Genomic DNA, 25715 nt, shown 5'->3' on the forward strand with positions numbered 1-25715 from the left:
CTGACACCGACCGTGAGAAGTCGTGTGTGCCGAACGCCGTTTCCGGCAGCCCGGAAACCGACGGTACTACATGAAAAGAATGCTGATTAACGCAACTCAACCCGAAGAGTTGCGTGTTGCACTGGTAGATGGCCAACGCCTCTACGACCTGGACATCGAATCCGGTGCACGCGAGCAGAAGAAGGCCAACATCTATAAAGGCCGCATCACTCGCATCGAACCAAGCCTTGAGGCTGCCTTTGTCGATTTCGGCTCCGAGCGCCACGGCTTCCTGCCACTCAAAGAAATCTCCCGCGAATACTTCAAGAAAGCCCCTGAAGGCCGCGTCAATATCAAGGACGTCCTGAGCGAAGGCCAGGAAGTCATCGTTCAGGTCGAAAAAGAAGAACGTGGCAACAAGGGCGCAGCCCTGACCACCTTCATCAGCCTGGCCGGTCGTTACCTCGTGCTGATGCCGAACAACCCGCGTGCCGGCGGTATCTCCCGTCGCATCGAAGGCGAAGAGCGCAACGAACTGCGTGAAGCGCTGAACGGTCTGGTCGCACCAGCCGACATGGGTCTGATCGTGCGCACTGCCGGCCTTGGCCGCAGCAGCGAAGAAATGCAGTGGGACCTCGACTACCTGCTGCAACTGTGGACCGCCATCAAAGAAGCCTCGCTGGATCGCTCCGCGCCATTCCTGATCTACCAGGAAAGCAACGTGATCATCCGCGCCATCCGCGATTACCTGCGCCAGGACATCGGCGAAGTGCTGATCGACAGCGTTGAAGCCCAGGACGAAGCCCTGACCTTCATCCGCCAGGTGATGCCGCAGTACGCCAGCAAGATCAAGCTGTACGAAGACAGCGTACCGCTGTTCAACCGTTTCCAGATCGAAAGCCAGATCGAGACCGCTTTCCAGCGCGTCGTTGAACTGCCTTCCGGTGGTTCCATCGTTATCGATCCGACCGAAGCCCTGGTGTCGATCGACATCAACTCGGCGCGCGCCACCAAAGGCAGCGACATCGAAGAAACCGCTCTGCAGACCAACCTTGAAGCTGCCGAAGAAATCGCCCGTCAGTTGCGCCTGCGCGACATCGGCGGCCTGATCGTCATCGACTTCATTGACATGACCCCTGCCAAGAACCAGCGCGCCGTGGAAGAAAAAGTCCGCGAATGCCTGGAAGCCGACCGCGCTCGCGTGCAGATCGGCCGCATCTCGCGCTTCGGCCTGCTGGAAATGTCCCGTCAGCGCCTGCGTCCATCGCTGGGCGAAAGCAGCGGCATCGTTTGCCCGCGTTGCAACGGCACCGGCATCATCCGTGACGTTGAATCGCTGTCGCTGGCGATCCTGCGCCTGATCGAAGAAGAAGCCCTGAAAGACCGCACCGCCGAAGTGCGCGCCCAGGTGCCGATCCCGGTCGCTGCGTTCCTGCTCAACGAAAAACGCAACTCGATCACCAAGATCGAACTGCGCACCCGTGCCCGCATCATCATTCTGCCGAACGACCACCTCGAAACCCCGCATTTCGAAGTTCAGCGTCTGCGTGACGACAGCCCGGAAGCCGCGACCAACCAGTCCAGCTACGAAATCGCTGCTGCCGCTGCCGAAGTCGAAGAAGTCCAGCCAGCCGCTGCGACCCGCACCCTGGTTCGCCAGGAAGCCGCGGTCAAGACTGCTCCGGCCCGTGCCAACGCTCCGGTTCCGACCGAAGTCGCCGCCCCGGCCGCTGCTGCACCAGCTCCAGTCGCTGCACCAGAGCCAAGCCTGTTCAAAGGTCTGGTGAAATCGCTGGTCAGCCTGTTCGCCACCAAAGAAGAGCCAGCCGCTCCGGTTGTGGTTGAAAAACCAGCCGCCGAACGTCCGGCCCGCAACGAAGAGCGTCGCAACGGTCGTCAGCAGAGCCGCAACCGTAATGGTCGCCGCGATGAAGAACGCAAGCCACGCGAAGAACGTGCTCCACGTGAAGAACGTGCGCCACGCGAGCCGCGCGAAGAGCGCGCGCCACGTGAAGCCCGTGAAGTCCGCGAACCACGTGAAGCTCGTACCGAAGCGCCAGTTGCCCGCGAAGAACGTGCACCACGCGCTCCGCGTGAAGAACGTGCACCACGTGCGCCGCGCGAAGACCGCAAGCCACGCGGCGAGCGTGAAGAGCGTGTGCGTGAACTGCGCGAGCCACTGGACGCCGTTCCAGCCGCTGTAGCTGACGTTGCCGTTACCGCTGAAGAACGCCCGACCCGTCAGCCACGTGAAGAACGCGCACCGCGTCCGCCACGTGAAGAGCGTCAACCGCGTGCCGAACAGGCCGCTGCTGCCGTCGCTGAAGAAGAAGTGAACACCAACGAAGAGCAACTGCCGGAAGACGGTTCGGAGAACGCCGAAGGCGATCGCCCACGTCGTCGTTCGCGCGGTCAGCGTCGTCGCAGCAACCGTCGTGAGCGTCAGCGTGATGCCAACGGCAACGTGATCGAAGGTTCGGAAGAATCCGAAGCCGGCGAAAACGCTGAAGCGCCAAGCACTGCCGATCTGGCTGCTGGCCTGGCTGTGACCGCCGCTGTTGCCAGCACCGTGATCAGTGCACCGGCTGAAGCTCAAGCCCACGAGCAAGCTGAACGCGCCACCGCGGCTGTTCAGGAAACCGCTCCAGTGGAAGCGCCGGTTGTTGAAGCGACTACTCCAGTAGAAGTGGTTGCTGCTCCGGAAGTCGAAGTGGCTCCAGTTCAAGAGACCCTGCCTCAGGTAGAGCCAGCGCCAGTTGTGGCTGCGGAGCCGGTGGTTGAAACCGTCGCAGAAACCGTAACCGAAACCGTGCGTGAAGTTCGCGAAGAGCAGACTGCCTTCAACTGGGTTGCCGAACCGACTGTTGCTGAAACCCCAGCGCCAGTGGTGGAAGCACCGGTTGTTGAAGCGCCAGTGTTTGAAACCCCGGTGTTTGAAGAACGTAAGGCTGCCGAACCAGCACCTGTCGTTGAAGCAGCGGTTGTCGAAGCACCCGTGGTGACCGAAGCGCCAGCCCCGGTGGTTGAAGCTCCAGCACCGGTCAGCGCTCTGACGCCAAGCGGCCGCGCGCCAAACGACCCACGTGAAGTGCGTCGTCGCAAGCGTGAAGAAGAGCGTCTGCAGAAGGAAGCCGAATTGGCTGCCGCTGCTGCGCCAGTCGCTGCCGAGCCAGCCGTGGTTGCTGAAGTGGTCGAGGCAGCGCCTGCCCCGGTGACTGAAGAAGCTGTGGTTGAGTCGGTGATTGCTGAAGCACCACGCTCCGTTCAGGACGCGGTCGAGCAGCACCAAGAGGCCGAGGAAAAAGAACACGAGCCTAAACCACTCGTGTAATTTCCAAAGCCAATAAAAAGCCCCGCCCGATTATTCAGGCGGGGCTTTTTTATGCCTCGATTTTTTGTGCTGGACTCTAGATCACCCCCCTCACCCCAGCCCTCTCCCCAGGGGGCGAGGGGGAAAGGGAGCCGATCTCCGTGTGTTTCAAGGCCGGAGTTCGACTCGAAGTTTCAGGTCGGTGTACCTCGAAAGAACACCTCGGTCAGTCCCCTCTCCCTCTGGGAGAGCGTTAGGGTGAGGGGCTCTCAGGAATTTACGCAGCTCTCAAGACGAAGTAAAAACCAAAGCCTCCGGCACATCGATATCCCACAACACCCCAGGATCATCCACCGTCACCTCAACCACCCTGCCCTGTTTGAACAATGGTCTGGCCCCTCGATCGCCACTCAACGCCTGCAACCCCGCACTAAACGACCGCCCAAACCCCACAGGATGACCAAACTCTCCTTCCTGCACCGGCACGCTCACTGCATCATCGGCAATGGCCGCGACCACCCGCTCAATACTCGACGGCAAGATAAACGGCATATCACCCAGCACAATCAACCAGCCATCTGCCTCAGGGCATGCCGCGACGCCAGCGGCAATGCTGTCACCCATCCCGGTCGATTCAATCGAGACCACGTCACAGCCATAGGCCTGCGCCATGCGCATCGCTTGCGGCCGCGCTTCAGTCGTCACCAGCACACGCTTGTCGAGACTGACCGGCAGATTCAACAGCACCTGCTCAATCACCGAACGCACCGCACCATCACGTCCGGTGCAGTCCGCCAGCAACTTGTCCTTATCAGCACCTGCCACCTGGCGAAAACGACTGCCCTCACCCGCCGCCAGCACAATCACTGCAATGGATCGACTCATGCGTCCTCCAAAGTTTTCTTCTGCTTCAACTCGACGCCGTTCTTGATCGCGACGATTTCCGCCAACAGGGACAAAGCAATTTCCGCTGGCGAATGACTGCCGATGTGCAAACCGATCGGCCCGTGCAGCCGATCGATCGCCTGCACCGACAAGCCTAGCTGAGCCAGATTCTCCCGACGCTTCCGGCTGTTAACCCGAGAGCCGAGAGCGCCGACATAGAAGGCCGGAGAATCCAGCGCCGTGAGCAGCGCCATGTCGTCCAGACGCGGATCATGGGTCAACGCGACAATCGCCGTACGTTCGTCGGTCTGGATACTCAACACCGCCTCATCCGGCATGCCCGAGACGAAACGCCCGTGATGCTCTTCCCAGCCGTAGACGAATTCGCTGCGCGGATCGCAGATCAGTACTTCGAAATCCAGCAGGCGCGCCATATCCGCCACGTAGCGCGACAACTGCCCGGCGCCGATCAACAATAGACGCCAACGCGGGCCGTAGATTGCGCGCAGGGTTTTGCTATCGAACGCCAGCGAGTCGGACTTGCTGGCCGGCGACAGAAGCACTTCACCGGTTTCAATGTTCAACTCACGGGCAACGATCTCGTGTGCTTCGCACCGCGCGAGCAACTCGGCAACCCACGCGGGATCGCCGATCCGTTCTTCAGTCAGGCGCAACGTGCCGCCACAAGGCAAGCCAAAGCGCGCCGCCTCCTCGCGTGTAACGCCATAGGTAATCAACTGCACCGGCGGCCCATCGGTGGCGATGCGGCCGTCGTGCAGGCGGGCGATCAAATCATCCTCGACGCACCCGCCCGACACCGAACCGATCACCACGCCATCCTCACGCAAGGCGAGCATGGCACCGGGCGCCCGGGGCGCCGTGCCCCAGGTCTGCACCACGCTGAACAGCACCACCCGCTGTCCGGCGCGGCGCCATTCGAGGACGCTGCGCAGGACATTGAGGTCGACGCTGTCCATTACGCCTCTGCCTTCTGCCAGCCCTGCAACTGGTAACGCACCGGCAGATTACGGATGCGCTTGCCAGTAGCGGCAAAGATCGCGTTACACAAGGCCGGAGCAATCGGCGGCACGCCCGGTTCGCCGACACCGCCCAACGGCACGTCGCCCGGCGGCGTCACCAGATGCACGGCAACTTCCTTCGGCGCCAGCGACATGCGCGCCACTTCGTACATGTGGAAGTTGTCCTGCTGGACCTTGCCGTCCTTGAAACTGATTTCACCCAGTACCGCGTTACCCAAGCCCATCACGCAAGCGCCTTCGAATTGCGAGCGGATGCGCTCAGGATTGATCTGCGGCCCGCAGTCCACAGCGATGTCAGCCTTATGCACGATCAGCGTACCGTCGTCCTTGACCTCGACTTCGATCACGGCCGCCACATACGTGACGAAGCTGTAATGCACCGCCAGACCAAGACCCCGGCCCTTGGGCAGTTTGCGCCCCCAACCGGCTGCTTTCGCGGCGGTTTCCAGCACGGTGCGCATGCGCCCGGTATCGATCGGATACCGCTCGGGCGATTCGCCGTAGTTCCACTCTTCGCTCAAGGTGCGCGGGTCGATCTGCCGATCAGCGCCGAGCAGTTTGATCTGGTATTTGAGCGGATCCTCGCCGGCCTTGTGCGCCAGCTCATCGACGAAACTCTGGATGGCAAAACCATGAGGAATGTTCGACACCGAGCGATACCAGCCAACCCGTGTGTGCACGGTCGCCTCGGGGTTTTCCAGGCGTACGTTGGGAATCGCGTAGGCCATGTTGGTGAAACCCATGCCCAGTTCGAAAGCCGCTTCATGGTTCATCCCCGGCGCGAACAGCGCGGTGATGCTCGGCGCCACGGTGCGATGCAACCAGCCGGATGGCATGCCGTCCTTGCCCACGCCAGCCTTCAGATACTCGGCGGACACGGTGTGGAAATACGAGTTGTGGATGTCATCTTCACGCGTCCACTGCACCCGTACGGCTTTGCCGGGGAACTCTTTGGCGAGAATCGCCGCTTCGACGACGAAATCCGGTTTCGACTTGCGACCAAAACCACCGCCAAGCAAGGTGACATTGAACGTGACATTGTCGAACGGCAGTCCAAGACGCTCGGCAATGCGCTCACGAGTGACTTGCGGCGCCTGACTCGGTGCCCACGCTTCGCAAACGCCGTCCTTGTAGCGAGCGATGGCAACCATTGGCTCCATCGGTGCCTGGGCCAGATGCGGCAGGTAGTAGGATGCTTCAAGCGTACTCGCAGCACCACTCAGGGCCTTGTCTATATCGCCGGTGTTGCGCACCACTTTGCCGGGTTTCAGCGAGGCGGCTTCAAGCTCTTTGCGATAGGCGATCGAGTCATAACTGGCGTTCGGGCCGTCATCCCATTCGATTTTCAACGCTTCACGGCCCTTGATCGCGGCCCAGGTATTGCTGGCGACCACGGCCACACCACCCAGTGGCTGAAACTCGGAAGGCAGCGGACGGCTTTCGATCTGCAGCACTTTGAGCACACCGGGGACTTTCAGCGCAGCGCTGTCATCCAGCGATTTGACCTTGCCGCCGTACACCGCCGGACGGGCGATAGTTGCGTACAACATGCCGTCGAAATGCACATCGGCGCCGTACACCGCACGACCGTTGACGATGTCTGCGCCATCGATGGCTTTCGTACCTTCCTTGCCGATGTAGCGAAACTCCGACGGCTGCTTGAGGCGCAGGCTGTCACGCGTCGGTACCGGCAACGCACTGGCTGCGGCGGCCAGTTCGCCATAGCCCAGCTCACGGCCAGACGGTTTGTGAATGACTTTGTGCAGTTGCGCGTGGCATTCACCGACCGGCACTTTCCACTGCGCAGCGGCGGCCTGTTCAAGCATGGTTCGCGCCGCCGCACCGCAACGCCGCATTGGTTCATACCAATGGCGCATGCTGCGCGAACCGTCGGTGTCCTGGTTGCCGAAGCGCACTTCATCACCCGGCGCCTGCTGCACTTTGACGCGCGCCCAATCGGCTTCCAGTTCATCAGCAACAACCATGGTCAGACTGGTGCGCACGCCCTGGCCCATCTCGGAACGGTTACACACCACAGTGACCGTGCCGTCAGCGGCAATGCTGACGTAGACCTTCGGATCGTCGATCCAGCCATTGGGCATGCCATCGGCGCCGAATTGCTTCGGTTTGTCTTCAGCCAACGCATCCTGCCAACCCCAACTGGCGGCCAACACCAGCGCGCCGGTGGCGCCGACGCCTTTGAGGAAACCGCGACGGCTGAGATTGCTCAGGGCGAAATCATTCGGAAGGCGACTCATGCCTTGGCCTCCTTCAAGTGAGTGGAAGCCTGGCGGATCGCGGTCTTGATCCGGTTGTAGGTGCCGCAGCGGCAAATGTTACCGACCATGGCTTCTTCGATCTGCTCGTCGCTCGGGTTCGGGTTGGTCTTGAGCAACGCGGTAGCCGACATGATCTGCCCGCCCTGACAGAATCCGCATTGCGCTACAGCGGTGTCGAGCCAGACTTGCTGTACCACCTGCCCCACAGGGTCGGCGTGCAGGTTGTCGATGGTGGTGACGTTCTGGCCGACCACCGAACCGATCGGCGTGATGCAACTGCGCGCCGGCAAGCCGTCGATATGAATGGTGCAGGCGCCGCACAACCCCATGCCGCAGCCGAACTTGGTGCCGTTATAACCGGCGACATCACGAATCGCCCACAACAGCGGCATGTCTTCGGTGACATCGAGAGGATGGTCTTGACCGTTGAGTTTCAGGGTAATCATGGGCACGCCCGCATATTTGTAGTGGTTATGGGGTCGAGCAATCTGCCGCCGTTGAATCGGCGGTGGTTCACGCAGATCGACTCAGGCTAATCAGGCTCTCTTGTGCCGACGCGAACGTCTGCACCGGGCCTTTGGTGGAGCAAATGACGGTTATCGTTAGCTCGCTAAGTTAACCCAGCGTTAACAAAAAAGCCCTGCACTTTTTATCAGTGCAGGGCTTTGGATGGCGCTTTGAAAGCGTAGCCTCAATAGCGATTAGGCTCCATCTCCAGGTCGACATTGAAACGTTCGGCAATGTCTTTCTGGATGCGTTGCGCCAGATCGAGCAGTTGCAGCCCGGTTGCCGCGCCGTAGTTGACCAGCACCAGCGCTTGAAATTTATGCACGCCGGCATCGGCTTCACGGAAACCTTTCCAGCCGGCACGCTCGATCAGCCAGCCTGCCGCGAGCTTCATTTGTCCGTTCGGCTGCGCGTAGGCGACCACATCCGGATGCTGTTCCTTGATCTTCGCGACGATGGCCGCCGACACCAGCGGATTCTTGAAGAAGCTGCCGGCATTTCCGAGCACCGCCGGATCCGGCAGTTTTTCGCTGCGGATACTGCAAATCGCACGGCTGACGTCGGTAGGCGTCGGCTGCTCGATGCCCTGCTCGGTCAGGCGCTGACGCACCGGGCCGTATTCCAGATGCAAATGCGCAATGCGGTCGAGTGCAAAGCGCACGCGCAGAATCAGCCAACGCCCCGGCTGCTGCTTGAACAAGCTGTCGCGGTAGGCGAAGTTGCATTCTTCGAGGGTGAAATCGCGCAGCTCGCCGGTCTGGCGATCCAGCGCGGTGAGGCCGGCAAACACATCCTTGATCTCGACGCCGTAGGCACCGATGTTCTGCATCGGCGCAGCGCCAACCGTACCGGGAATAAGGCTGAGGTTTTCCAGCCCGGAGAATCCTTGCGCCAACGTGTGCTGCACAAACGGATGCCACGGCTCGCCCGCTTCCGCCTCGATCACCACACGGTTGCCGTCATCGCTGATCACGCGGATCCCGCGTGTCGCCATGCGCAGCACCAGCGCGGCAATGTCGGCGGTCAGCAGCAAGTTGCTGCCGCCGCCAATCACCAGCAACGGCATATCGTGCGCGGTGGCGTAGGCCAGCGCTTCACGGACATCGGCATCGCTGTGGGCTTCGGCGAACAGTTGCGCGCGCACATCCACGCCAAAACTGTTGAACGGTTTCAGGGAAACCTGCGGTTGCACCTGCAAACTCATAACCGGCCCTTCACTTCGATCAACAATTGGTCACAGGCTGCTTCGATCAGATCCAGCACTTGCTCGAAACCCTGATCGCCGTCGTAATACGGATCCGGCACTTCATCTACCACCCCGGCATAACGGCGCAAAAACAGGTCCAGCTCGGCTTTGCCGGTGGACGGCTGCAACGCCTTGAGGTTGCGCAGGTTGCTGTTGTCCATGGCCAGGATCAGGTCGTAACTGGCGAAATCGGCACGGCTGACCTGCTGCGCGCGTTGGGCCGACAGGTCATAGCCACGCACTTTGGCGGCGGCCTGGCTGCGCTTGTCCGGCGGGTTGCCGACGTGCCAGTCACCGGTGCCGGCGGAGGCCACTTCGACCTGATCCGCCAGCCCTGCTTCACGCAGTTTGTGGCGCAGTACGCCTTCGGCCGTGGGCGAACGGCAAATGTTGCCCAGGCACACAAACAGAACGCGCATCAGGCCTCCAGCAGGCGACGAACGCGCTCGAGGTCTTCGGCCGTGTCAACGCCAGTCGGCGGTGCGATCAGCGCGTCGGCGACATGAATCCGCACACCGTGCCACAGGGCACGCAGTTGCTCGAGGGATTCAGTGTTTTCCAGCCAGCATGGGCCCCAGCTCACAAAGTCCTGGAGGAAACCGGCGCGGTAGGCATAAATGCCTATGTGACGACGGTACGGCACGCCTTCGGGCAATTGCTCGCGACTCTTGGCAAACGCATCGCGCGCCCATGGCAAAGTCGCGCGGCTGAAGGTCAGCGCCAAACCGTTGAGATCACTGACGACTTTGACCACGTTCGGATTGAACAGGGTTTCCACGTCCTCGATCGGCTCGGCCAGCGTGGCCATGCGCGCTTCGGTGTGGGCAGCCAGATTGGCGGCGACCTGATCGATCACGCTCGGCGGAATCAGCGGCTCGTCACCCTGCACGTTGACCACGATCGCGTCGGGTTCAAGACCCAGTTTCGCCGCGACTTCGGCCAGACGATCGGTGCCGGAATTGTGGTCTTCACGGGTCAGCACCACTTCGGCACCAAAAGCCTTGCAGGCCTCGACGATGCGCGCATCGTCAGTCGCGACGACCACACGGCTGGCGCTGCTTTTGCTCGCCTGTTCCCAGACGTGCTGGATCATCGGCTTGCCGGCGATGTCGAGCAGCGGTTTGCCGGGCAGGCGGGTCGAGGCGAAACGCGACGGGATGACAACGGTGAAGGCAGTGGTCATTTATCCAGACGCTCGTCGGTGGTCAGGGTGCGGGCTTCGCTTTCGAGCATGACCGGGATGCCATCGCGGATCGGGTACGCCAGACCGGCGCCCTTGCTGATCAGTTCGGTCTTGTCGGCGCTGAGCTTGAGCGGGCCTTTGCAGATCGGGCACGCGAGGATATCGAGCAATTTGGTGTCCATGAACATTCCCTGAGTAAAGAGTTAAGGCAAAAGACGATCCGGCAACAGGCGCATCAGCTGCGTTTCGAACCAGGCCACAAAGGCCGGCGACGGCAGCGCATCGACCGCCAGATACCACCAGTCGTCAGCCGCAAAGGCACGGCACTTCACCGCGTCCTTTTCGGTCATCACCAACGGCAATGACGGTGTGAAATTCAACGCCTGCACGCTGTATTCGGCGTGGTCGGCAAACGCATGGGGGACTGCTCGCCAGTCTAGCGCTTCGAGGGTATTGAAGAAACGTTGCGGATTGCCGATCCCGGCGACCGCGTGCACGGCCTGGCCGGGCGAAAAATGATCGAGCGACTTGCGCTCGCCGCTGCGCAGATTGACCAGCGCGGTCGGTTGCAGACGGAAAGCGAAACCGTCATCGCGATCCTCGGTGGCACCATTGAACAGCACGCCGTCGACACTTTGCAGGCGCTCGATCGGCTCACGCAACGGCCCTGCCGGCAAGCAGCGTTTGTTGCCCAAACCACGGGAGGCGTCGATCAGCACCAGCTCCAGATCCCGCGCCAGACGATAATGCTGCATACCGTCATCAGAGAGGATCAGGTCCAGCGGTTCACTGGCGAGCAAGGCTTTGACCGCTGCGCTGCGATCGGGGTCGATCATCAGCGGCACGCCGGTGCGCTGGACGATCAGCAACGGTTCGTCACCGGCAATGTCAGCGGTTTGCTCGGCCGCAACGCGCCACGGCAGTTGCGGCGGTTTGGCGCCGTAACCACGACTGACCACGCCGACGCGCAAACCGCTGCGTCGGCAATGTTCGATCAACCAGAGAATCATCGGCGTCTTGCCGGTGCCACCGACGGTGATGTTGCCGACCACGATTAACGGCACCGATGGCTGGTAGATCTGACCTTCACCGGCAAGAAAGCGCTGGCGCTTACCCACCACCACGCGGCGATAGAGCATTTCCAGCGGCCGCAGCAGCGTCAGGGCCGGGTGCCCCTGATACCACGCGGCGAGCAAGCGATCGGACAGGCTCATCAGGATTTGGGCGCCGCCTCGACCGTGGTCATGCGCAGATGGCTGAAACCGAGCTTGCCGGCCGCATCCATGGCGGTGATCACGGATTGATGCTGAGTCTTGCCATCGGCACTGATCGACAACGGCATGTTGGTGTCGCCGTTGGATTCTTTCTGCATGGCTTCCATCAGGGTCGCCAGGTCGTTCTTCGGCAGAATCTTGTTGTTCACCGAAAACACGCCTTCGGCGCTGATGGCCACGTCGATCTGCTTGACTTGCTGGTCTTCGGCCGGGGAGCCGCTGACCGCTTCCGGCAGGTCAACACGCAACTGGGTTTCGCGAGTGAACGTGGTGGTCACGACGAAAAACAGCAGCAGAATGAACACCACGTCGATCAGCGACGCGAGGTTGATGTCGATGGTTTCCCGAGGCTTGCGACGGAATTTCACGCGCGGCCCTCGGCCAGGTCGACGTCACGATCGCCCTGCACCACTTCAACCAGCTTGATCGCTTCCTGCTCCATGCCCACCACCAATTCATCGATGCGGCGTTGCAGGAAACGGTGGAAGAACACCGCCGGAATACCGACCATCAGGCCCGCAGCGGTGGTGATCAGCGCCTTGGAGATACCGCCTGCCAGCACCGAGGCATTGGTGGTCATGCCGGAGCCGGTGAACGCGCTGAAGATATCGATCATGCCCAGCACGGTGCCAAGCAGACCCAGTAATGGCGCCATGGCTGCGATAGTGCCGAGAGCATTGATGTAGCGCTCGAGTTCATGAATGACCCGGGCGGCGGCCTCTTCGATGCACTCTTTCATGATCTCGCGACCATGTTTGGAGTTGGCCAGGCCCGCCGCGAGGATTTCCCCCAGCGGCGAATTGGCGCGCAATTCCTTGAGTTTTTCTTTATTGAGCTGCTTGTCCTTGATCCAGACCCAGACCTGGCCCAGCAGATGCTCGGGGGTAACGCGACTGGCGCGCAGGGTCCACAGGCGCTCGGCGACGATCGCCATGGCCGCGATGGAGCTCAGAATGATCGGCAACATCATCCAGCCGCCGGATTTGACCAATTCCCACACAGTGACAGTCCCCTCGAAAAAGTGCGCCACTTTACCATACCGATCCACGATTAAGACCCGCCACCCCGACGACCGTGACGCCCCATTTACCTACGTCCCGATCAGCGGGCCAGTGCGGGCGGATCACGCCAGAAACGCCGCTGATGACGCATCGTGCGTGGCGCCCTGAAGGTGCCCAGTTGCAGATGAATGGCGCCCTGCTCGGCGCTGTCGTAAATATTCAGGCCCAGTTTGCGATAACGCGCCAGCACGGTCGGGTGTGGATGGCCAAATGAGTTGCCATGACCTCGAGAGATCAGCACGGACTCGGGTTTCAAGACGTTGAGCAGCGCCATTGACGATGAACTGCGGCTGCCATGATGGGGCGATTGCAGCCATTGCGTCGGCACGGCCAGTGGACCGTCGAGCAGCACGCGCTCGGCATGGCTGTCGATGTCGCCGGTCAACAGCAGGCGCTCGCCATTGGCCTCGATCTGCAATACACAGGAACGCTGATTGCTGTCGTCAGCGTCCGCCCACTGCCAGAGTTGAAAACGCACGCCTTCCCATTGCCATTGCTGGCCACTTGCACAGGCTTCGGCGTTCAATTGCGCGGGCAGCCCCGCCGGGTCACCGCTGATTACCTGATCGACGGTCAAACCCCGGCTGATCGCCAAAGCGCCGCCGGCGTGATCGGCGTCGGCATGGCTGAGCAGCATCAAATCGAGTTTTTCCACGCTCAGTTTGCGCAATGAAGGCAGCACCACACGCTCGCCGAGGTCGAACTCACCAAAGCGCGGCCCCGCATCGTAGAGCAACGCGTGATGGCGGGTCCGGATCAGGATGGCCAAGCCTTGGCCGACATCGAGCTGCCAGATATCAGCCAATCCTTCATCTATCTGATCGCGTGGCGGCACGACCAGCAGCAACAACAACGGCCAGCCCAGTGGACGCAGCGGCACGCCGCGCGGCAACAGTAATAACCCGGCGCCGAGGCTGCCAATGGCCCAGACCCAAGCGGGTATCGAGGGTGCGATCCACGCCGGCCAATGCCCGGCAATCGTCGCCAGCGCGTGAAACAACCCATCGATCAAACCGCCGGCAAGCCACAGCAGGCCGGCGCCGACAAAAGGAACAGGCAGCAACACGGTTCCAAGCAGCGCCGGCGGTAACACCGCAAGACTGACCCAAGGCACCGCAAGCAAATTGGCCAGCGGCCCGCTGAGGCTGATCGGCAGGTTCAGCGCCAGCAACACCGGACATAAGCCGATCGCTATCAACCACTGCGCCCGCGTCCAGGTCTGCCACCAGCGCCACGCGCCCAAGCGGCCGCCAAAGGTAAAGATCAGCACCGCTACCGCCGCAAACGAGAGCCACAGACCCGGACGCAAACTGGCGAGCGGGTCCAGCAACAGCACAGCGTTGAACGCCAGCAACAACGGCCACCCTGCGCCAAGATGACGAAAGCGCAGGCGCCACAACAGCACCAGTCCGACCATCACGCAGGCGCGCTGCACCGGCACGTCGAACCCGGCAAGCAGGCCATAACCGAGTGCTGCCGCGAACCCCATACCACAGGCCCACGGCAGCCACGGCCAGCGCAGCGGCCACAGGCCATATCGCGCCATGCCGGCGACCAGCCCATACATCAGCGCCGCCAGCAAACCGATGTGCTGACCGGAAATCACCAGCAAGTGCACGGTGCCGGTGTCCTGCAGAGTCTGCCAGTCCTCGCGACTGAGCCCCGAGCCGTCACCCAGCACTAACGCCGCCAATGCGCCGTTTCGCCCCTGCGCATCCACACTCAGCAAACGCTGGCGAATACTGTCACGCCAGGCCCAACGCGCTTCGCTCAAGCGCTGGCCGTCCTTGATCGTGCCGGTGGCGCCAATACGTTGCGCCAGCAGCCAGGCCTCGTAGTCAAAGGCCTCGGGATTGCGCAATCCACCGGGACGCTTGAGCTTGACCGCCAAACGCCAACGCTCGCCGCTGTTGACCGGCAGCCCGGCGTACCAGGCAAGCCGCATCAGCGATGGCAGTTTTTCATGACGCGAGTGCGCCTCGGCCAATTCGAAGCGCACCACGCCGTCGCTGTTCTGCGGCAAACCGACGACCCACCCTTCAACCCACCGGGTTTCGCCATCCAGCCCGGCCGGCAAACGATCATTCAACGCCCATTGCGCACCGACGCTGGCCCACGTGAAGCCAAACAGCAAAAACGCCAGCGGATAGCTGCGGAACGGCAGCAGCATCAAAGCCACGACCGGCAACAACAGCATCAACCAGACCGGCGGTAATGCCGGCATAAAAACCGCGACCAGCAGACCGACTGCGAGCGCCATCATACCTGTGCGCATAAGCCCGTCCTTGAGAGTCCCGCACTTAGGCATAGCGGTTGTCGGTTACACGCGTCGTCAACAATTGTCACAAAGTCTGAATGGGCGCTTCGTAGAATCCAGACATACTTGCCGCCTTAACCGACCGAGAAGCCTTATGCCCCGGCGCTTATTCAAACGTTATATGCCCGACCCGACGAGCATCAGGGAACACAAATCCTTACGCTTTCTCGGCAAGTTGCTGCATGACCCGAACCTCTGGCACCTCAATCGTCACTCGGTCGCCCGGGCGATGGCGGTTGGCCTGTTCGCCGCGTTCCTGCCGATCCCGGCGCAGATGCTGGTGGCCGCCGCCCTCGCCGTCACGGTGCGCGGCAACATGCCGATTGCGGTCAGCCTGGTCTGGCTGACCAATCCGATCACCATGCCGGCGGTGTTCTTCTGCACCTATCAGGCCGGGGCGTTTTTGATGGATGTGCCCRCCCGACATCTACCGGACGAGCTGACCTGGGAGTGGATCAGCGGCGAGTTGTCGACGTTGTGGCAGCCGTTTCTGCTCGGCTCGGTGGTAGTCGGACTGGTACTCGGCGCCCTCGCCTACTGCATTGTGATGATGTATTGGCGCTGGTGGGTGGCGCGGCAATGGGCGCGGCGCAAGAAGAGTCGCATGCGCTGAACGCAAAACGGCCTCCGCAATGGGAGGCCGTTCTGATTTGTGGCGTCTGCATTCGCGAGCAAGCTCGCTCCCACAGAAGATCTTCAGCACAACATAGATCCAATGTGGGAGCGAGCCTGCTCGCGAAGAAGTCGACGCGGTTCTGGATCAGGTACGCATCCCGCGCCCACTCACCAGCAACCGCGCACATCCGAGATACAGCACAACGGTCGCCACCAGCATGAAGGTGATCGCAATGCCGATCTTGATATCCGACACACCCAGAATGCCGTAACGGAAGGCGTTGACCATGTGCAGCACCGGGTTGGCCAACGACACGGTCTGCCAGAACGGCGGCAGCAAGGTGATCGAGTAAAACACCCCACCCAGGTACGTCAGCGGTGTCAGCACAAAGGTCGGGATGATAGAAATATCATCGAAGTTGCGCGCGAACACCGCGTTGATGAAGCCCAGCAGCGAGAAAATCGTCGCCGTCAGTACCACCACCAAAATGGTCACGCCGAGGTGATGTACCTGCAAATGGGTGAAGAACAGCGACAGAATGGTCACGATCACGCCAACCATCAGACCACGCAACACGCCGCCAATGGTGAAACCGATCAGAATAGTGTGCGGCGACACCGGCGACACCATCAGCTCTTCGATGGAACGCTGGAACTTGCTGCCGAAGAAACTCGAGACCACGTTGCCGTAGGAGTTGGTGATCACCGACATCATGATCAGCCCCGGCACGATGTACTCCATGTAAGTGAAGCCACCCATATCGCCGATCTGCCGACCGATCAGGTTACCGAAGATCACGAAATACAGAACCATGGTGATCGCTGGCGGCAGCAGCGTCTGCGGCCAGATCCGCGTGAAGCGTTTGACCTCGCGGTAAACAATGGTCTGCAGGGCGACGAGGTTGGGACGGAATTCGGAACTCATACCGCCACCTTCGACAGATTCTTCTCCACCAGGGACACGAACAGCTCCTCGAGGCGATTGGTTTTGTTACGCAGGCTCAGCACTTCGATGTTCTGCTGCGCCAACTGGGTGAACAACGCCGTGATGCCCATGGATTTGTCGACCTGAACTTCCAGGGTGTGGCTGTCGATCAATCGCGCCGGATAACCGAGCAATTGCGGCGCGGCGTTCAAGTCGTTTTTCAGGTCCAGCAGGAAGGTCTCCACGTGCAACTGGCCCAGCAACTGTTTCATGCTGGTGTTCTCGACGATGGTGCCGTGGTCGATGATGCCGATGTTGCGGCACAACTGCTCAGCCTCTTCCAGATAGTGCGTGGTGAGGATGATGGTGATGCCTTTCTGGTTCAGTTCGGTGAGGAACGTCCACATTGATCGACGCAGCTCAATGTCGACGCCTGCGGTCGGTTCATCGAGGATCAGCAGACGCGGTTCGTGCACCAGCGCTCGGGCGATCATCAAACGCCGCTTCATGCCCCCGGACAGCGAACGCGACGGCACATCGCGCTTGTCCCACAGGCCCAGTTGGGTGAGGTACTGCTCGGCGCGTTCCTTGGCGATCTTCGCCGGAATGCCGTAGTAACCGGCCTGGGTCACGACGATGTCGAAGGTCTTTTCGAACTGATTGAAGTTGAATTCCTGGGGCACCACGCCAATCGAGCGCTTGAGCTGCGCAGGATTTTTGTCCAGGTCATGGCCGAAGATATTCACCGTGCCGCTGGTCTTGTTCACCAGGGTCGAGAGAATGCCGATGGTCGTGGATTTGCCGGCACCGTTAGGGCCGAGCAAGGCGAAAAAATCACCTTCGGCGACGTCCAGATCGATACCACTCAAGGCCTGGAACCCGTTGCCGTAGGTTTTGGTTAGCTGCCGGATGGACAGAGCGGAACTCATATCGGATTTACGCACCAAGAAGGGAAGAAAGGGATAAATAAGGGCGGGCGGCGAGGGAAACAACCGCAGCACCAGAGCGCAATGGTGCTTGCCGCCGCCGCACAAGTACAGTCAAGTGTGTCGATAGTAAGTATTAAGTCAACGCGGTCATAACCGCTTTCTGGTAAGCCGGACGCTGCTTCAAGCGCTCATACCAGGCTTGCAGATGCGCTTGTGGTGCGCGTTCGATGGGCATCTCGAACCAGGCATAAATGAAACTGCCGAGCGGGATATCGCCCATGCCGATGTCTTGTCCAGAGAGATATGGCTGACTGGCCAAGGCATGATCGGCCATGCTCAGCAACTCATTGCATTCCTTGATCGCGGCGTTGATCGCAGCCCAGTCCTGCTTGTCCGCCGGCGTGCGCAAGACGCCCCAGAACACCGTGCGGAAGGGACCGGCAAAACTTGAAGTGGTCCAGTCCATCCATTTGTCAGCGATGGCTCGCGCTTGCGGATCCGCCGGATACCAGTGACTGTCGGGCGCATGTCTGGCCAGCAGATAGCGGACGATGGCGTTGGACTCCCACAGCACGAAACCGTCGTCTTCGATCACCGGCACCCGACCGTTCGGGTTCATCGCCCGGTACTCGGGAGTGTCGACTACTCCAAATGCGCCGCCGGCATCGATTGCCTCGTAGGCCAGGCCAAGCTCTTCAGCCGCCCACAATGGCTTCCTGACATTCGATGAGTTTTTCCGTCCCCAGATCTTCAGCATGACCGCCTCTTTTCAAATGAGTGGGCAGGCAGCATACGCCGGATCAGGTACGGCTCAAATCACTCTGCATATCGCCCAGCCGTTGCGGCTGCTGATCAGTGAACAGATGCGGATAGCACTTTTGCAAATGTTCGAAGAAGAACGTTTCCGGGACATCGGCGAATTGGCCGTGATCGACCAGATACTCCATGAGCTGCGCGCCGTCGCGATTGAACGGGTGGAAAACGCTGTCATTGATACCGTCGAACTCCAGCGGCGCAACGTTGAACAATTCGCATAGCTTCTGATTGAACGCCGGTGTGGCTTTGACCCAGCGTCCATTGAGGAACAATTCGGTGTACCCGTGCATGGCGAACATGTCGCTTTTCAGCAACTCAAGCAGACGTGGCGTCGATAAGTGATTTTTTACGTCGGCCAGACCGATACGCGCCGGGATCCCGCAATGCCGCGCACAACCGGCAAGCAGCGTGGCTTTGGGCACGCAATAACTCTCCCCCGTCGTCAGCGCATAGCTGCCGCGCAAGGTCTGCGGATCGCGACTGAAGGTGTAGGGGTTGTAGCGCACCGCCTCACGCACCGCGTAATAAAGATTGATCGCCCGCTCGAGCGGATCGCGGCTGGCACCCCGATGTTGTTCGGCGAACTCCACCACTGCCGGGTGGTCACTATCGATGAAGCGGCCGGGACTCAGATACTCGCGCATGACGACAATCTCCTGGGTGAGCCCCGAGTCTAGCGACAGCGTCAGCACAGAGATAACGACGTTTCGGCCAAACTTGGACGCAAAGACGCGGGATCAGCGAACGATTTCCCACACGTGTTGCCCACCGAACCTACGAAAACCATCCGGGGTTTCCCACGATTTCAATCACCTTGGTCTGACCACCCGGTTTTACAGATGCCGTCTAAGCTCTGGAGGGTCGATTTGCCTTGGTTCACGGAGGACTGAATATGCTGTTGTTGTGGATACTGGTTTTGATCGTTGGTGTGGCGTATCTCGCCCACCGGCGTATTTCACCTCTGCCTGCGTTGGGCATCGTGGCCGTCTACCTGCTGGCGATGGGTATTTTCAGTCATGCGCCGGGCTGGTTGTTGCTGGTGTTCTGGGTGCTGCTGGCGGTGGTCGCTGCCTCGCTGCTGCTGCCTGACCTGCGTCGCAAGCATTTCACTGCGCCGTTGTTCAACTGGTTCCAGAAAACCCTGCCACCCATGTCGCAGACCGAACGCGACGCGATCGATGCCGGTACCGTGTGGTGGGATGGCGAGCTGTTCAGCGGACGTCCGGACTGGGACAAATTGCTGTCCTACCCCAAGGTGCAACTGAGCGAAGAGGAACAGGCGTTCATTGACGGCCCGACCGAGGAACTCTGCGCGATGGTCACTGACTGGCAGATCGGCCAGTCGATGGACCTGCCACCCGAAGCCTGGGCGCATATCAAGGAACACGGTTTCTTCGCCCTGATCATCCCGAAAGAATTCGGTGGCAAAGGCTTCTCGGCTTACGCCCACTCACAGGTGGCGATGAAACTCGCTACCCGTAGCGGTGACCTCGCCTCCACCGTGATGGTGCCCAACTCCCTCGGCCCGGCCGAACTGCTGCTGCATTACGGCACCGACGAACAACGCAATCACTACCTGCCACGGCTGGCCCGTGGCGATGACATCCCGTGCTTCGCCCTCACCGGCCCGCTCGCCGGGTCCGATGCCGGTGCGATGCCCGACACCGGGATCATCTGCAAAGGCCAATGGGAAGGTCAGGAAGTCATCGGCCTGCGCTTGAACTGGGAAAAACGCTACATCACCCTCGGTCCGGTCGCGACCCTCCTCGGCCTCGCTTTCAAGGCCTACGACCCGGAGCATCTGCTGGGCGACAAGGAGGACCTTGGCATCAGCCTCGCGTTGATTCCGACCGATACCGCTGGGGTGGAAATTGGTCGTCGTCACCTGCCACTCGGCGCGGCGTTCATGAACGGCCCGAACTCGGGCAAAGACGTGTTTATCCCGCTGGACTTCCTCATCGGCGGTCAGGAGATGCTCGGCAAGGGCTGGATGATGCTGATGAACTGCCTGTCGGTCGGCCGTTCGATCTCGTTGCCGGCAGTCGGCACTGGCGCGGCCAAATTCACCAGCCTGGTCACCGGTCAGTACGCGCAGATTCGTGAGCAATTCAATGTACCGCTGTCGGCTTTCGAAGGTATTCAGGAAGCCATGGCGCGCATCGGCGGCAACGCCTGGATGATGGACGCGGCGCGGATGCTCACTGCCAACGCAGTCGATCTGGGCGAGAAACCGTCGGTGCTCTCGGCGATTCTCAAGTATCACCTCACCGAACGCGGCCGCGAGTGCATCAGCCACGCCATGGATGTGCATGGTGGCAAGGCGATCATCATGGGCCCGAACAACTACCTCGGGCGTAGCTGGAACGGCGCGCCGATCTTCATCACCGTGGAAGGTGCAAACATCCTGTCGCGCAACCTGATGATCTTCGGTCAGGGCGCGATTCGTTGCCATCCATTCGTGCTGAAGGAGATGGCCCTCGCCGGTCGTGAGGACAAGGATCAGGCGCTGAAAGAGTTCGATGGTTTGCTGCTCAAACACATCGGTTTCGCCGTAAGCAATGCGGCCAGTACGCTGGTGTTGAACCTCGGTTTCGGCCACTTCGAACACGCGCCGGGCGACAAGATCAGCCAAGGCTACTTCCGCGCACTCAACCGTCAGGCAGCGGCGTTCGCCATGCTCGCCGACTTCAGCATGATGTTGCTGGGCGGCGAACTGAAACGTCGCGAGCGTCTGTCGGCACGTCTGGGTGATGTGTTGAGCAACCTGTATCTGGCCTCCGCCGCGCTCAAGCGTTATCACGATCTGGATTCGCCAGCGTACATGGAGCCACTGTTCCGTTGGGCGATGGAAGAAAGCCTCGGCCAATCGGAACGGGCGCTGGATGAATTGCTGCGCAACTTCCCGAACAAGGTATTCGGTTGCCTGCTGCGAGCCATCGTGTTCCCGTTCGGTCGTCGTCACAAAGGCCCGTCGGACAAACTCGGTGCCGAAGTGGCAGGCGTGATTGGTCGCGCCAAAGGTGATCCGGCGCTGGAAGAACTGCTTGCCGGTTGCTATCGCCCGCAGTCGGCAGACGATGCCGTCGGCGCGCTGCAACACGCCAGCGATCTGCTCAATGCTGCGCAGCCGTTGCACAAAAAACTGCACACCTCGCTGAAAAGCGGTCAGGTCAAACCGGTCGCAGGTGAGCACGCCATCGATGCGGCGCTGGAAGCCGGGGTGTTGCAACCGGGAGAAGCACAGAGCCTGCGCGATGCCGAAGCCGCACGACGCAAGGTGATCGACGTCGATGACTTCGACAAAGAGGAACTGAAACTGGCAGAGGGCAAAGTCCGCTGATCCTGACAACCATGTCCAAGAGGGCGCGGGAGCTTTATACTCCCGCGCCCGTTTTGCTCTTGAGGACTTATCTCGTGTCCAACGTCGTTGCCGATCATCTTGTTTTGCTCGACCACCTGCGCAGTATCCTGGTCGCCGTAGGTGAGGCCGATCAGGTTCCCGAAGAAAGCCATGCCTTGTTCCTGGAGCGCTTCGACGAACTGCTGGCATCGCTGCCAATCGATCCGATCGAAAGCCAGTACCTGGGCCAGGACATCCTGACTCAAGTGATTAGCCGTTATCCACAAATCGCCCACCTGATCCCGCGCGATCTGTTGTGGTTCTTCGCCGGCGACTGCCTGCATTACTTGTCCGATGAAGAGATCGACCTGTATCAGGCACTGGAAGAACGTCGCTACGAAGCTGAACAGAACGATGAACCGTTCGACTGGAACCAGGAAAAACAACTGCTGGCGATGTCCGCTCAGGACAGCAAGCACTGATATAACAGTGGGTTGAAGATCAAAAGATCGCAGCCTTCGGCAGCTCCTACAGTGGACTCACGCAATCCTCTGTAGGAGCTGCCGAAGGCTGCGATCTTTTGCTTTGCGCTACAACAACCCTTCACTTTCGGGCAATTCATACGCCATCGCCGCGTTGCTCTCCCCCACTGATTTACCCGGTTTGCTCAAGGTCGGCTCTTTCTGCAGGCACTCCACCAGATAGTCGATGAACACCCGCAACTTGGGTGGCAGATAGCGCGTCGGCGAATGCAGCAGCCACAATCCGCCGTGATAGGACGCGAGGAACGTCCAGTCCGGCAACACCTGCACCACCAACTTTTGCTCAAGCGCGTAACGGGCGGTGAAATACGGCAGGCTGCCGATGCCGATGTGCTGCAACACCGCGCCCAGCCGCACACCGGTGTGATTGGCGGCATACCGACCGCGGACACCTACCGTCACCGCCTTACTGCCCTTCTTGAATTTCCAGCGCGCATCACTCGGGGTTTCCCCAAGATAAATACAACTGTGATTGAGCAGATCATGCGGGTGAGTCGGTATGCCGTGCTCGGCCAGGTACTGCGGCGTGGCACAGAGCAAATGGTCGATGGTCAGTAACTGCCTGCCGGCCAGCCCGGCCGGTGGTCGATCGGTGATGCGAATGGCCAGATCGACATGGTCGTCGATCAAATCGACCTGACGATCCTCCAGCAACAACTCGACATCGACCTTGGGATAACGCCGCAGGAACTCGGGCATGTGCGGATGAATCACGAAGCGCCCCACCGCTTTCGGCACGCTGACGCGCACCAGTCCTTCCGCTTCATGGGTGAACTGGCCGCTGATTTCCATCACCGACTTAGCCGCGCTGACCATCTCCTGGCAGCGTTTGAATACCTCCTCGCCGCCGTCACTCAAGCGCAGTTTGCGTGTAGTGCGCTGCAGCAGGCGCGTGGCCAAGGCTTTTTCCAGACGCGAAATACTACGACTCACCGCTGACGGCGATGAACCCAACTGCCGAGCCGCTTCAGAGAAGCTACCGGTCTCGACGACCTTGACGAAAATCGCCATTTCACCAAGCAGCGGTAGCGGCAGATTGATGCTCACAGTGCACAAGTCCTTTGATGTTTGAACGGATTATCACGTTATTGCACGATTCATATAATAAAAAAAGAAACTTTAATAAGGGCATGGAATATGACGCTTCGCCTCTTTTTCCATAGTGATGACCTCAAGGCTAATGTGGAAGTCCTCGACTGCACGCCCCAAGAGAACGAATTCGCCGTGGTCTTGCGCGCCACACTGTTTCATCCGCAAGGCGGCGGACAGCCGTGTGATACCGGTTGGATCGGTGAAAGCCAGGTATTGCGTGTGGTGCAGGAGCCGGACCGGATCATTCATTTTGTCGACCGGCCGGTGGAACTGGGCATGACCTGCATCCGCATCGACGAACAGCGCCGCCACTTCAATACGCGCATGCATTCGGCCGGGCACCTGATCGGGCATTTCGTCCAGGCGCTGGGCTGGATGCCGATCAAAGCCCATCACTGGCCGGATGAAGGCCGAGTGCAATTCAAACCCGGCGACACCGCGCAGGAAGTCGATGCAGAGACCGTTCAACACGGGATCGACCAGTGGATCGAACACGACCTGCCCCGCCTGACCTCGCTACGCGAAGGTGCGCGGGAAATCGGTTTTGGTGAACTGCCCGCCTATGGCTGCGGTGGCACCCACGTACGCAGCCTGAAGGATCTGGGCACAGTCACGATCGCGTCCCTTTCGCAGAAGAAAGGCACGTTGTCCGTCCACTACAACGTGGATTGAGCATTTCGGGCGCTGCTTCACGCAGCGTCCGACGCCGGGGAACCGCATTCGCAGGTTCCGTTGACTATCGATAGATGGACCTAAAAAATGATGCTAGACGTCGAGCGTCTCGATGAGACGTGCATAAAAAAACTGGCCAACGAAGAAGTCCTCGCCATCCGCGTCAAAGGCTTTTTGCCTGAGCCGCTGGCCATTCAGATTGGCGACAAGATTCTCGCTCCAGGCTTCGAGGGTTACATCAACGCACCGAGTATCGGCCGCATCGGCATGGCATTTTACGAGGCGGAAAACCAGCCGCTGCTGATTGAGGACTACTTCGAACGCGCCACCAGCAACATCGCTGAACTGCGCAATCGCTGCGCGCCCTACTCCTCACCGATCGACACCTTGCGCTGCATGCTCGACGAATCCTGGCCGGCCGGCGCGCACCTGGAAAACCTCTACGGCCGGAAAATGTATGTCGGCCTTTCGCGCGTGGTGAAACCCGGCGTGTGCTTCCTCGCCCATCACGACATCTTCGCCAAGGATGCTCCGGACAGCTTCCAGGCCCGCAGTCTGGAAGCGCAGTTCGCCTGCAACGTCTACCTGAACATGCCGACCGAGGGCGGTGCGTTGCAGATATGGGACGACGACATCACCCCGGATCAATTCGACGAGATGCGTGGCGACAGTTATGGCATTGAACCAGCGCTGCTCGGCCCACCTGCGCTCGAAGTCCGACCGCAACCCGGTGATTTCATCATGTTCAACTCGCGGCGCATGCACTCGGTGACTCCGGGCGTGGCCGATCCGCGTTTGAGCCTTTCCTTTTTTGTCGGCTATCGCGGCAATGCTTCACCCCTGACCTATTGGAGCTGAGATGTATTCGAATTATCTGGGCGAGTTTCTGGCGCTGGCAACCATTCACTTTCTGGCTGTGGTTGCTCCCGGCCCGGACTTCGCAGTCACCATTCGCCAAAGCGTACGGTTCGGCCGATTGGTAGGGATCTGCACGGCGCTGGGTATCGGCGCGGGGATTTCCGTGCACGTGCTCTACACGTTGTTGGGTGTCGGGGCATTGATGCACACCACCCCGTGGCTGCTGACTGTCGCCAAGGTGATTGGCGGTGCCTACATCCTGTATCTGGGCGTCAGCCTGCTGCGCAGCAAACCCAAATCGGCCGTTGAAGGTGAAAAAGCTGCGGACGAGCCCGTGGTCGAACAAACGCTGTTCAAAGCTTTCAGCACCGGTTTTCTGACCAATGCAACCAACCCCAAGGCCACGCTGTTTTTCCTGGCCATCTTCACCACGATCATCAGCGCCAGCACGCCCCTGCAGATCCAGGCCTTTTACGGGCTGTGGATGTGCTTTGTGAATGCATTGTGGTTTGTCGTGGTCGCGCTGTTCTTCTCAAGCAATCGGGTTCGCCTGCTGTTCATGCGCATGGGCCATTGGTTCGAGCGCACCATGGGCGTGGTGCTTATTCTGTTTGCTGGCCGACTGATGCTGTCCTGGTAAGCAGATGCAAAACGCAAAAAGGCCCGCCGAATCGCTTCGGCGGGCCTTTTTCTTTATGACAGATGACACAACCACAAATCGCGCGCATACAAAAACGCCGCTCTGTTGAGCGGCGTTTTTGTGAATATGGAGCGGGAAAYGAGACTCGAACTCGCGACCCCGACCTTGGCAAGGTCGTGCTCTACCAACTGAGCTATTCCCGCAA

At 60.2% G+C, this 25715-nt stretch carries 24 protein-coding genes and 1 tRNA gene; 7 read left to right on the forward strand and 18 right to left on the reverse strand.

Annotated elements, in window-relative coordinates; genetic code table 11:
* Positions 1-70 precede the first annotated feature (70 nt).
* Positions 71-3310, forward strand: coding sequence for a ribonuclease E (gene rne / locus AC1DVF_RS09640; RefSeq protein ID WP_460091902.1), 3240 nt, complete (start codon positions 71-73; stop codon positions 3308-3310).
* A 267-nt stretch (positions 3311-3577) separates the two neighbouring features.
* Here the strand turns inward: rne and AC1DVF_RS09645 are convergent, their stop codons facing one another.
* The 12 genes from AC1DVF_RS09645 to AC1DVF_RS09700 form a co-directional block, all read right to left on the reverse strand.
* Positions 3578-4174 (reverse strand): nucleotidyltransferase family protein, encoded by a 597-nt coding sequence (locus AC1DVF_RS09645; protein ID WP_116256271.1) that lies wholly within the window; start codon positions 4172-4174, stop codon positions 3578-3580.
* On the reverse strand, positions 4171-5151 hold the full coding sequence (locus AC1DVF_RS09650; RefSeq protein ID WP_477782379.1) for an XdhC family protein: 981 nt from the start codon (positions 5149-5151) through the stop codon (positions 4171-4173). The genes AC1DVF_RS09645 and AC1DVF_RS09650 overlap by 4 nt, the downstream gene beginning before the upstream one ends.
* Positions 5151-7472, reverse strand: coding sequence for a xanthine dehydrogenase family protein molybdopterin-binding subunit (locus AC1DVF_RS09655; protein ID WP_477782380.1), 2322 nt, complete (start codon positions 7470-7472; stop codon positions 5151-5153). The genes AC1DVF_RS09650 and AC1DVF_RS09655 overlap by 1 nt, the downstream gene beginning before the upstream one ends.
* Complete coding sequence (locus AC1DVF_RS09660) at positions 7469-7939, reverse strand: (2Fe-2S)-binding protein (RefSeq protein WP_186620455.1); 471 nt, start codon at positions 7937-7939, stop codon at positions 7469-7471. The genes AC1DVF_RS09655 and AC1DVF_RS09660 overlap by 4 nt, the downstream gene beginning before the upstream one ends.
* 245 nt (positions 7940-8184) lie before the next feature.
* On the reverse strand, positions 8185-9204 hold the full coding sequence (murB, locus tag AC1DVF_RS09665; RefSeq protein WP_186620453.1) for a UDP-N-acetylmuramate dehydrogenase: 1020 nt from the start codon (positions 9202-9204) through the stop codon (positions 8185-8187).
* Entirely contained in the window at positions 9201-9665 is a 465-nt protein-coding gene (locus AC1DVF_RS09670; protein ID WP_016986041.1) for a low molecular weight protein-tyrosine-phosphatase, read from the reverse strand. The genes murB and AC1DVF_RS09670 overlap by 4 nt, the downstream gene beginning before the upstream one ends.
* Entirely contained in the window at positions 9665-10429 is a 765-nt protein-coding gene (gene kdsB / locus AC1DVF_RS09675; protein ID WP_093435457.1) for a 3-deoxy-manno-octulosonate cytidylyltransferase, read from the reverse strand. The genes AC1DVF_RS09670 and kdsB overlap by 1 nt, the downstream gene beginning before the upstream one ends.
* The gene (locus AC1DVF_RS09680; RefSeq protein WP_003174668.1) at positions 10426-10611 is read right to left on the reverse strand and encodes a Trm112 family protein; all 186 of its coding nucleotides are present in this window, start codon (positions 10609-10611) and stop codon (positions 10426-10428) included. Before AC1DVF_RS09680 ends, kdsB begins: the two co-directional genes overlap by 4 nt.
* A gap of 21 nt (positions 10612-10632) precedes the next feature.
* Positions 10633-11643 carry a tetraacyldisaccharide 4'-kinase gene (gene lpxK, locus AC1DVF_RS09685; RefSeq protein WP_477782381.1) on the reverse strand — a complete coding sequence of 337 codons (1011 nt, stop codon included), beginning with the start codon at positions 11641-11643 and terminating at the stop codon, positions 10633-10635.
* On the reverse strand, positions 11643-12071 hold the full coding sequence (locus AC1DVF_RS09690; protein ID WP_257355889.1) for an ExbD/TolR family protein: 429 nt from the start codon (positions 12069-12071) through the stop codon (positions 11643-11645). The genes lpxK and AC1DVF_RS09690 overlap by 1 nt, the downstream gene beginning before the upstream one ends.
* Positions 12068-12703, reverse strand: a complete 636-nt coding sequence (locus AC1DVF_RS09695) for a MotA/TolQ/ExbB proton channel family protein (protein WP_042560451.1) — start codon at positions 12701-12703, stop codon at positions 12068-12070. The genes AC1DVF_RS09690 and AC1DVF_RS09695 overlap by 4 nt, the downstream gene beginning before the upstream one ends.
* Positions 12704-12804: 101 nt before the next feature.
* The gene (locus AC1DVF_RS09700) at positions 12805-15039 is read right to left on the reverse strand and encodes a DNA internalization-related competence protein ComEC/Rec2 (protein ID WP_477782382.1); all 2235 of its coding nucleotides are present in this window, start codon (positions 15037-15039) and stop codon (positions 12805-12807) included.
* A 136-nt stretch (positions 15040-15175) separates the two neighbouring features.
* Between AC1DVF_RS09700 and AC1DVF_RS09705 the strand changes: the two genes are divergently transcribed.
* Positions 15176-15694: a DUF2062 domain-containing protein gene (locus tag AC1DVF_RS09705; RefSeq protein WP_477782383.1), complete on the forward strand. Its 519-nt coding sequence runs from the start codon at positions 15176-15178 to the stop codon at positions 15692-15694.
* Between the two features lie 147 nt (positions 15695-15841).
* Here AC1DVF_RS09705 and AC1DVF_RS09710 read toward each other — a convergent pair whose 3' ends face one another.
* The 4 genes from AC1DVF_RS09710 to AC1DVF_RS09725 form a co-directional block, all read right to left on the reverse strand.
* Positions 15842-16621 carry an ABC transporter permease gene (locus tag AC1DVF_RS09710; RefSeq protein WP_008087860.1) on the reverse strand — a complete coding sequence of 260 codons (780 nt, stop codon included), beginning with the start codon at positions 16619-16621 and terminating at the stop codon, positions 15842-15844.
* Positions 16618-17550: an ABC transporter ATP-binding protein gene (locus AC1DVF_RS09715; RefSeq protein WP_093435472.1), complete on the reverse strand. Its 933-nt coding sequence runs from the start codon at positions 17548-17550 to the stop codon at positions 16618-16620. The genes AC1DVF_RS09710 and AC1DVF_RS09715 overlap by 4 nt, the downstream gene beginning before the upstream one ends.
* A gap of 133 nt (positions 17551-17683) precedes the next feature.
* Positions 17684-18307, reverse strand: a complete 624-nt coding sequence (locus AC1DVF_RS09720; RefSeq protein ID WP_093435475.1) for a glutathione S-transferase family protein — start codon at positions 18305-18307, stop codon at positions 17684-17686.
* A 43-nt stretch (positions 18308-18350) separates the two neighbouring features.
* Positions 18351-19010 carry a transglutaminase-like domain-containing protein gene (locus AC1DVF_RS09725; protein WP_093435478.1) on the reverse strand — a complete coding sequence of 220 codons (660 nt, stop codon included), beginning with the start codon at positions 19008-19010 and terminating at the stop codon, positions 18351-18353.
* 248 nt (positions 19011-19258) lie between these two features.
* Here AC1DVF_RS09725 and AC1DVF_RS09730 point away from each other — a divergent pair, with 248 nt between their 5' ends.
* Both AC1DVF_RS09730 and AC1DVF_RS09735 read left to right on the forward strand, forming a co-directional pair.
* Complete coding sequence (locus AC1DVF_RS09730) at positions 19259-21706, forward strand: acyl-CoA dehydrogenase (protein WP_477782384.1); 2448 nt, start codon at positions 19259-19261, stop codon at positions 21704-21706.
* Between the two features lie 74 nt (positions 21707-21780).
* A complete protein-coding gene (locus AC1DVF_RS09735; RefSeq protein WP_093435483.1) occupies positions 21781-22188 on the forward strand; it encodes a PA2817 family protein in 408 nt (135 codons plus the stop codon).
* Positions 22189-22296: 108 nt separating this feature from the next.
* Here the strand turns inward: AC1DVF_RS09735 and AC1DVF_RS09740 are convergent, their stop codons facing one another.
* On the reverse strand, positions 22297-23295 hold the full coding sequence (locus tag AC1DVF_RS09740) for a LysR family transcriptional regulator (protein ID WP_477782385.1): 999 nt from the start codon (positions 23293-23295) through the stop codon (positions 22297-22299).
* A 90-nt stretch (positions 23296-23385) separates the two neighbouring features.
* Between AC1DVF_RS09740 and AC1DVF_RS09745 the strand changes: the two genes are divergently transcribed.
* The 3 genes from AC1DVF_RS09745 (at position 23386) to AC1DVF_RS09755 (ending at position 25510) form a co-directional block, all read left to right on the forward strand.
* On the forward strand, positions 23386-24012 hold the full coding sequence (locus tag AC1DVF_RS09745; RefSeq protein ID WP_093435488.1) for an alanyl-tRNA editing protein: 627 nt from the start codon (positions 23386-23388) through the stop codon (positions 24010-24012).
* A gap of 87 nt (positions 24013-24099) precedes the next feature.
* Positions 24100-24870: a 2OG-Fe(II) oxygenase gene (locus tag AC1DVF_RS09750; RefSeq protein WP_093435492.1), complete on the forward strand. Its 771-nt coding sequence runs from the start codon at positions 24100-24102 to the stop codon at positions 24868-24870.
* 1 nt (position 24871) lies between these two features.
* Complete coding sequence (locus tag AC1DVF_RS09755; protein WP_095048634.1) at positions 24872-25510, forward strand: LysE family translocator; 639 nt, start codon at positions 24872-24874, stop codon at positions 25508-25510.
* 127 nt (positions 25511-25637) lie between these two features.
* On the opposite strand, the gene AC1DVF_RS09760 is transcribed toward AC1DVF_RS09755, so the two are convergent.
* Positions 25638-25713, reverse strand: a tRNA-Gly gene (locus AC1DVF_RS09760).
* Positions 25714-25715 lie beyond the last annotated feature (2 nt).

This window comes from Pseudomonas sp. P4_D7 (assembly GCF_056401755.1).

Excerpts from the sequence above, each read along its gene's own strand:
- AC1DVF_RS09645 (WP_116256271.1), bottom strand. The coding sequence starts at position 4,174 with ATGAGTCGATCCATTGCAGTGATTGTGCTGGCGGCGGGTGAGGGCAGT.
- AC1DVF_RS09700 (WP_477782382.1), bottom strand. The coding sequence starts at position 15,039 with ATGCGCACAGGTATGATGGCGCTCGCAGTCGGTCTGCTGGTCGCGGTT.
- AC1DVF_RS09650 (WP_477782379.1), bottom strand. The coding sequence starts at position 5,151 with ATGGACAGCGTCGACCTCAATGTCCTGCGCAGCGTCCTCGAATGGCGC.
- AC1DVF_RS09750 (WP_093435492.1), top strand. The coding sequence starts at position 24,100 with ATGATGCTAGACGTCGAGCGTCTCGATGAGACGTGCATAAAAAAACTG.
- AC1DVF_RS09720 (WP_093435475.1), bottom strand. The coding sequence starts at position 18,307 with ATGCTGAAGATCTGGGGACGGAAAAACTCATCGAATGTCAGGAAGCCA.
- AC1DVF_RS09725 (WP_093435478.1), bottom strand. The coding sequence starts at position 19,010 with ATGCGCGAGTATCTGAGTCCCGGCCGCTTCATCGATAGTGACCACCCG.
- AC1DVF_RS09755 (WP_095048634.1), top strand. The coding sequence starts at position 24,872 with ATGTATTCGAATTATCTGGGCGAGTTTCTGGCGCTGGCAACCATTCAC.
- AC1DVF_RS09670 (WP_016986041.1), bottom strand. The coding sequence starts at position 9,665 with ATGCGCGTTCTGTTTGTGTGCCTGGGCAACATTTGCCGTTCGCCCACG.
- lpxK (WP_477782381.1), bottom strand. The coding sequence starts at position 11,643 with ATGAGCCTGTCCGATCGCTTGCTCGCCGCGTGGTATCAGGGGCACCCG.
- kdsB (WP_093435457.1), bottom strand. The coding sequence starts at position 10,429 with ATGACCACTGCCTTCACCGTTGTCATCCCGTCGCGTTTCGCCTCGACC.
- AC1DVF_RS09680 (WP_003174668.1), bottom strand. The coding sequence starts at position 10,611 with ATGGACACCAAATTGCTCGATATCCTCGCGTGCCCGATCTGCAAAGGC.
- AC1DVF_RS09710 (WP_008087860.1), bottom strand. The coding sequence starts at position 16,621 with ATGAGTTCCGAATTCCGTCCCAACCTCGTCGCCCTGCAGACCATTGTT.
- AC1DVF_RS09730 (WP_477782384.1), top strand. The coding sequence starts at position 19,259 with ATGCTGTTGTTGTGGATACTGGTTTTGATCGTTGGTGTGGCGTATCTC.
- AC1DVF_RS09655 (WP_477782380.1), bottom strand. The coding sequence starts at position 7,472 with ATGAGTCGCCTTCCGAATGATTTCGCCCTGAGCAATCTCAGCCGTCGC.
- murB (WP_186620453.1), bottom strand. The coding sequence starts at position 9,204 with ATGAGTTTGCAGGTGCAACCGCAGGTTTCCCTGAAACCGTTCAACAGT.
- AC1DVF_RS09745 (WP_093435488.1), top strand. The coding sequence starts at position 23,386 with ATGACGCTTCGCCTCTTTTTCCATAGTGATGACCTCAAGGCTAATGTG.
- rne (WP_460091902.1), top strand. The coding sequence starts at position 71 with ATGAAAAGAATGCTGATTAACGCAACTCAACCCGAAGAGTTGCGTGTT.
- AC1DVF_RS09660 (WP_186620455.1), bottom strand. The coding sequence starts at position 7,939 with ATGATTACCCTGAAACTCAACGGTCAAGACCATCCTCTCGATGTCACC.
- AC1DVF_RS09715 (WP_093435472.1), bottom strand. The coding sequence starts at position 17,550 with ATGAGTTCCGCTCTGTCCATCCGGCAGCTAACCAAAACCTACGGCAAC.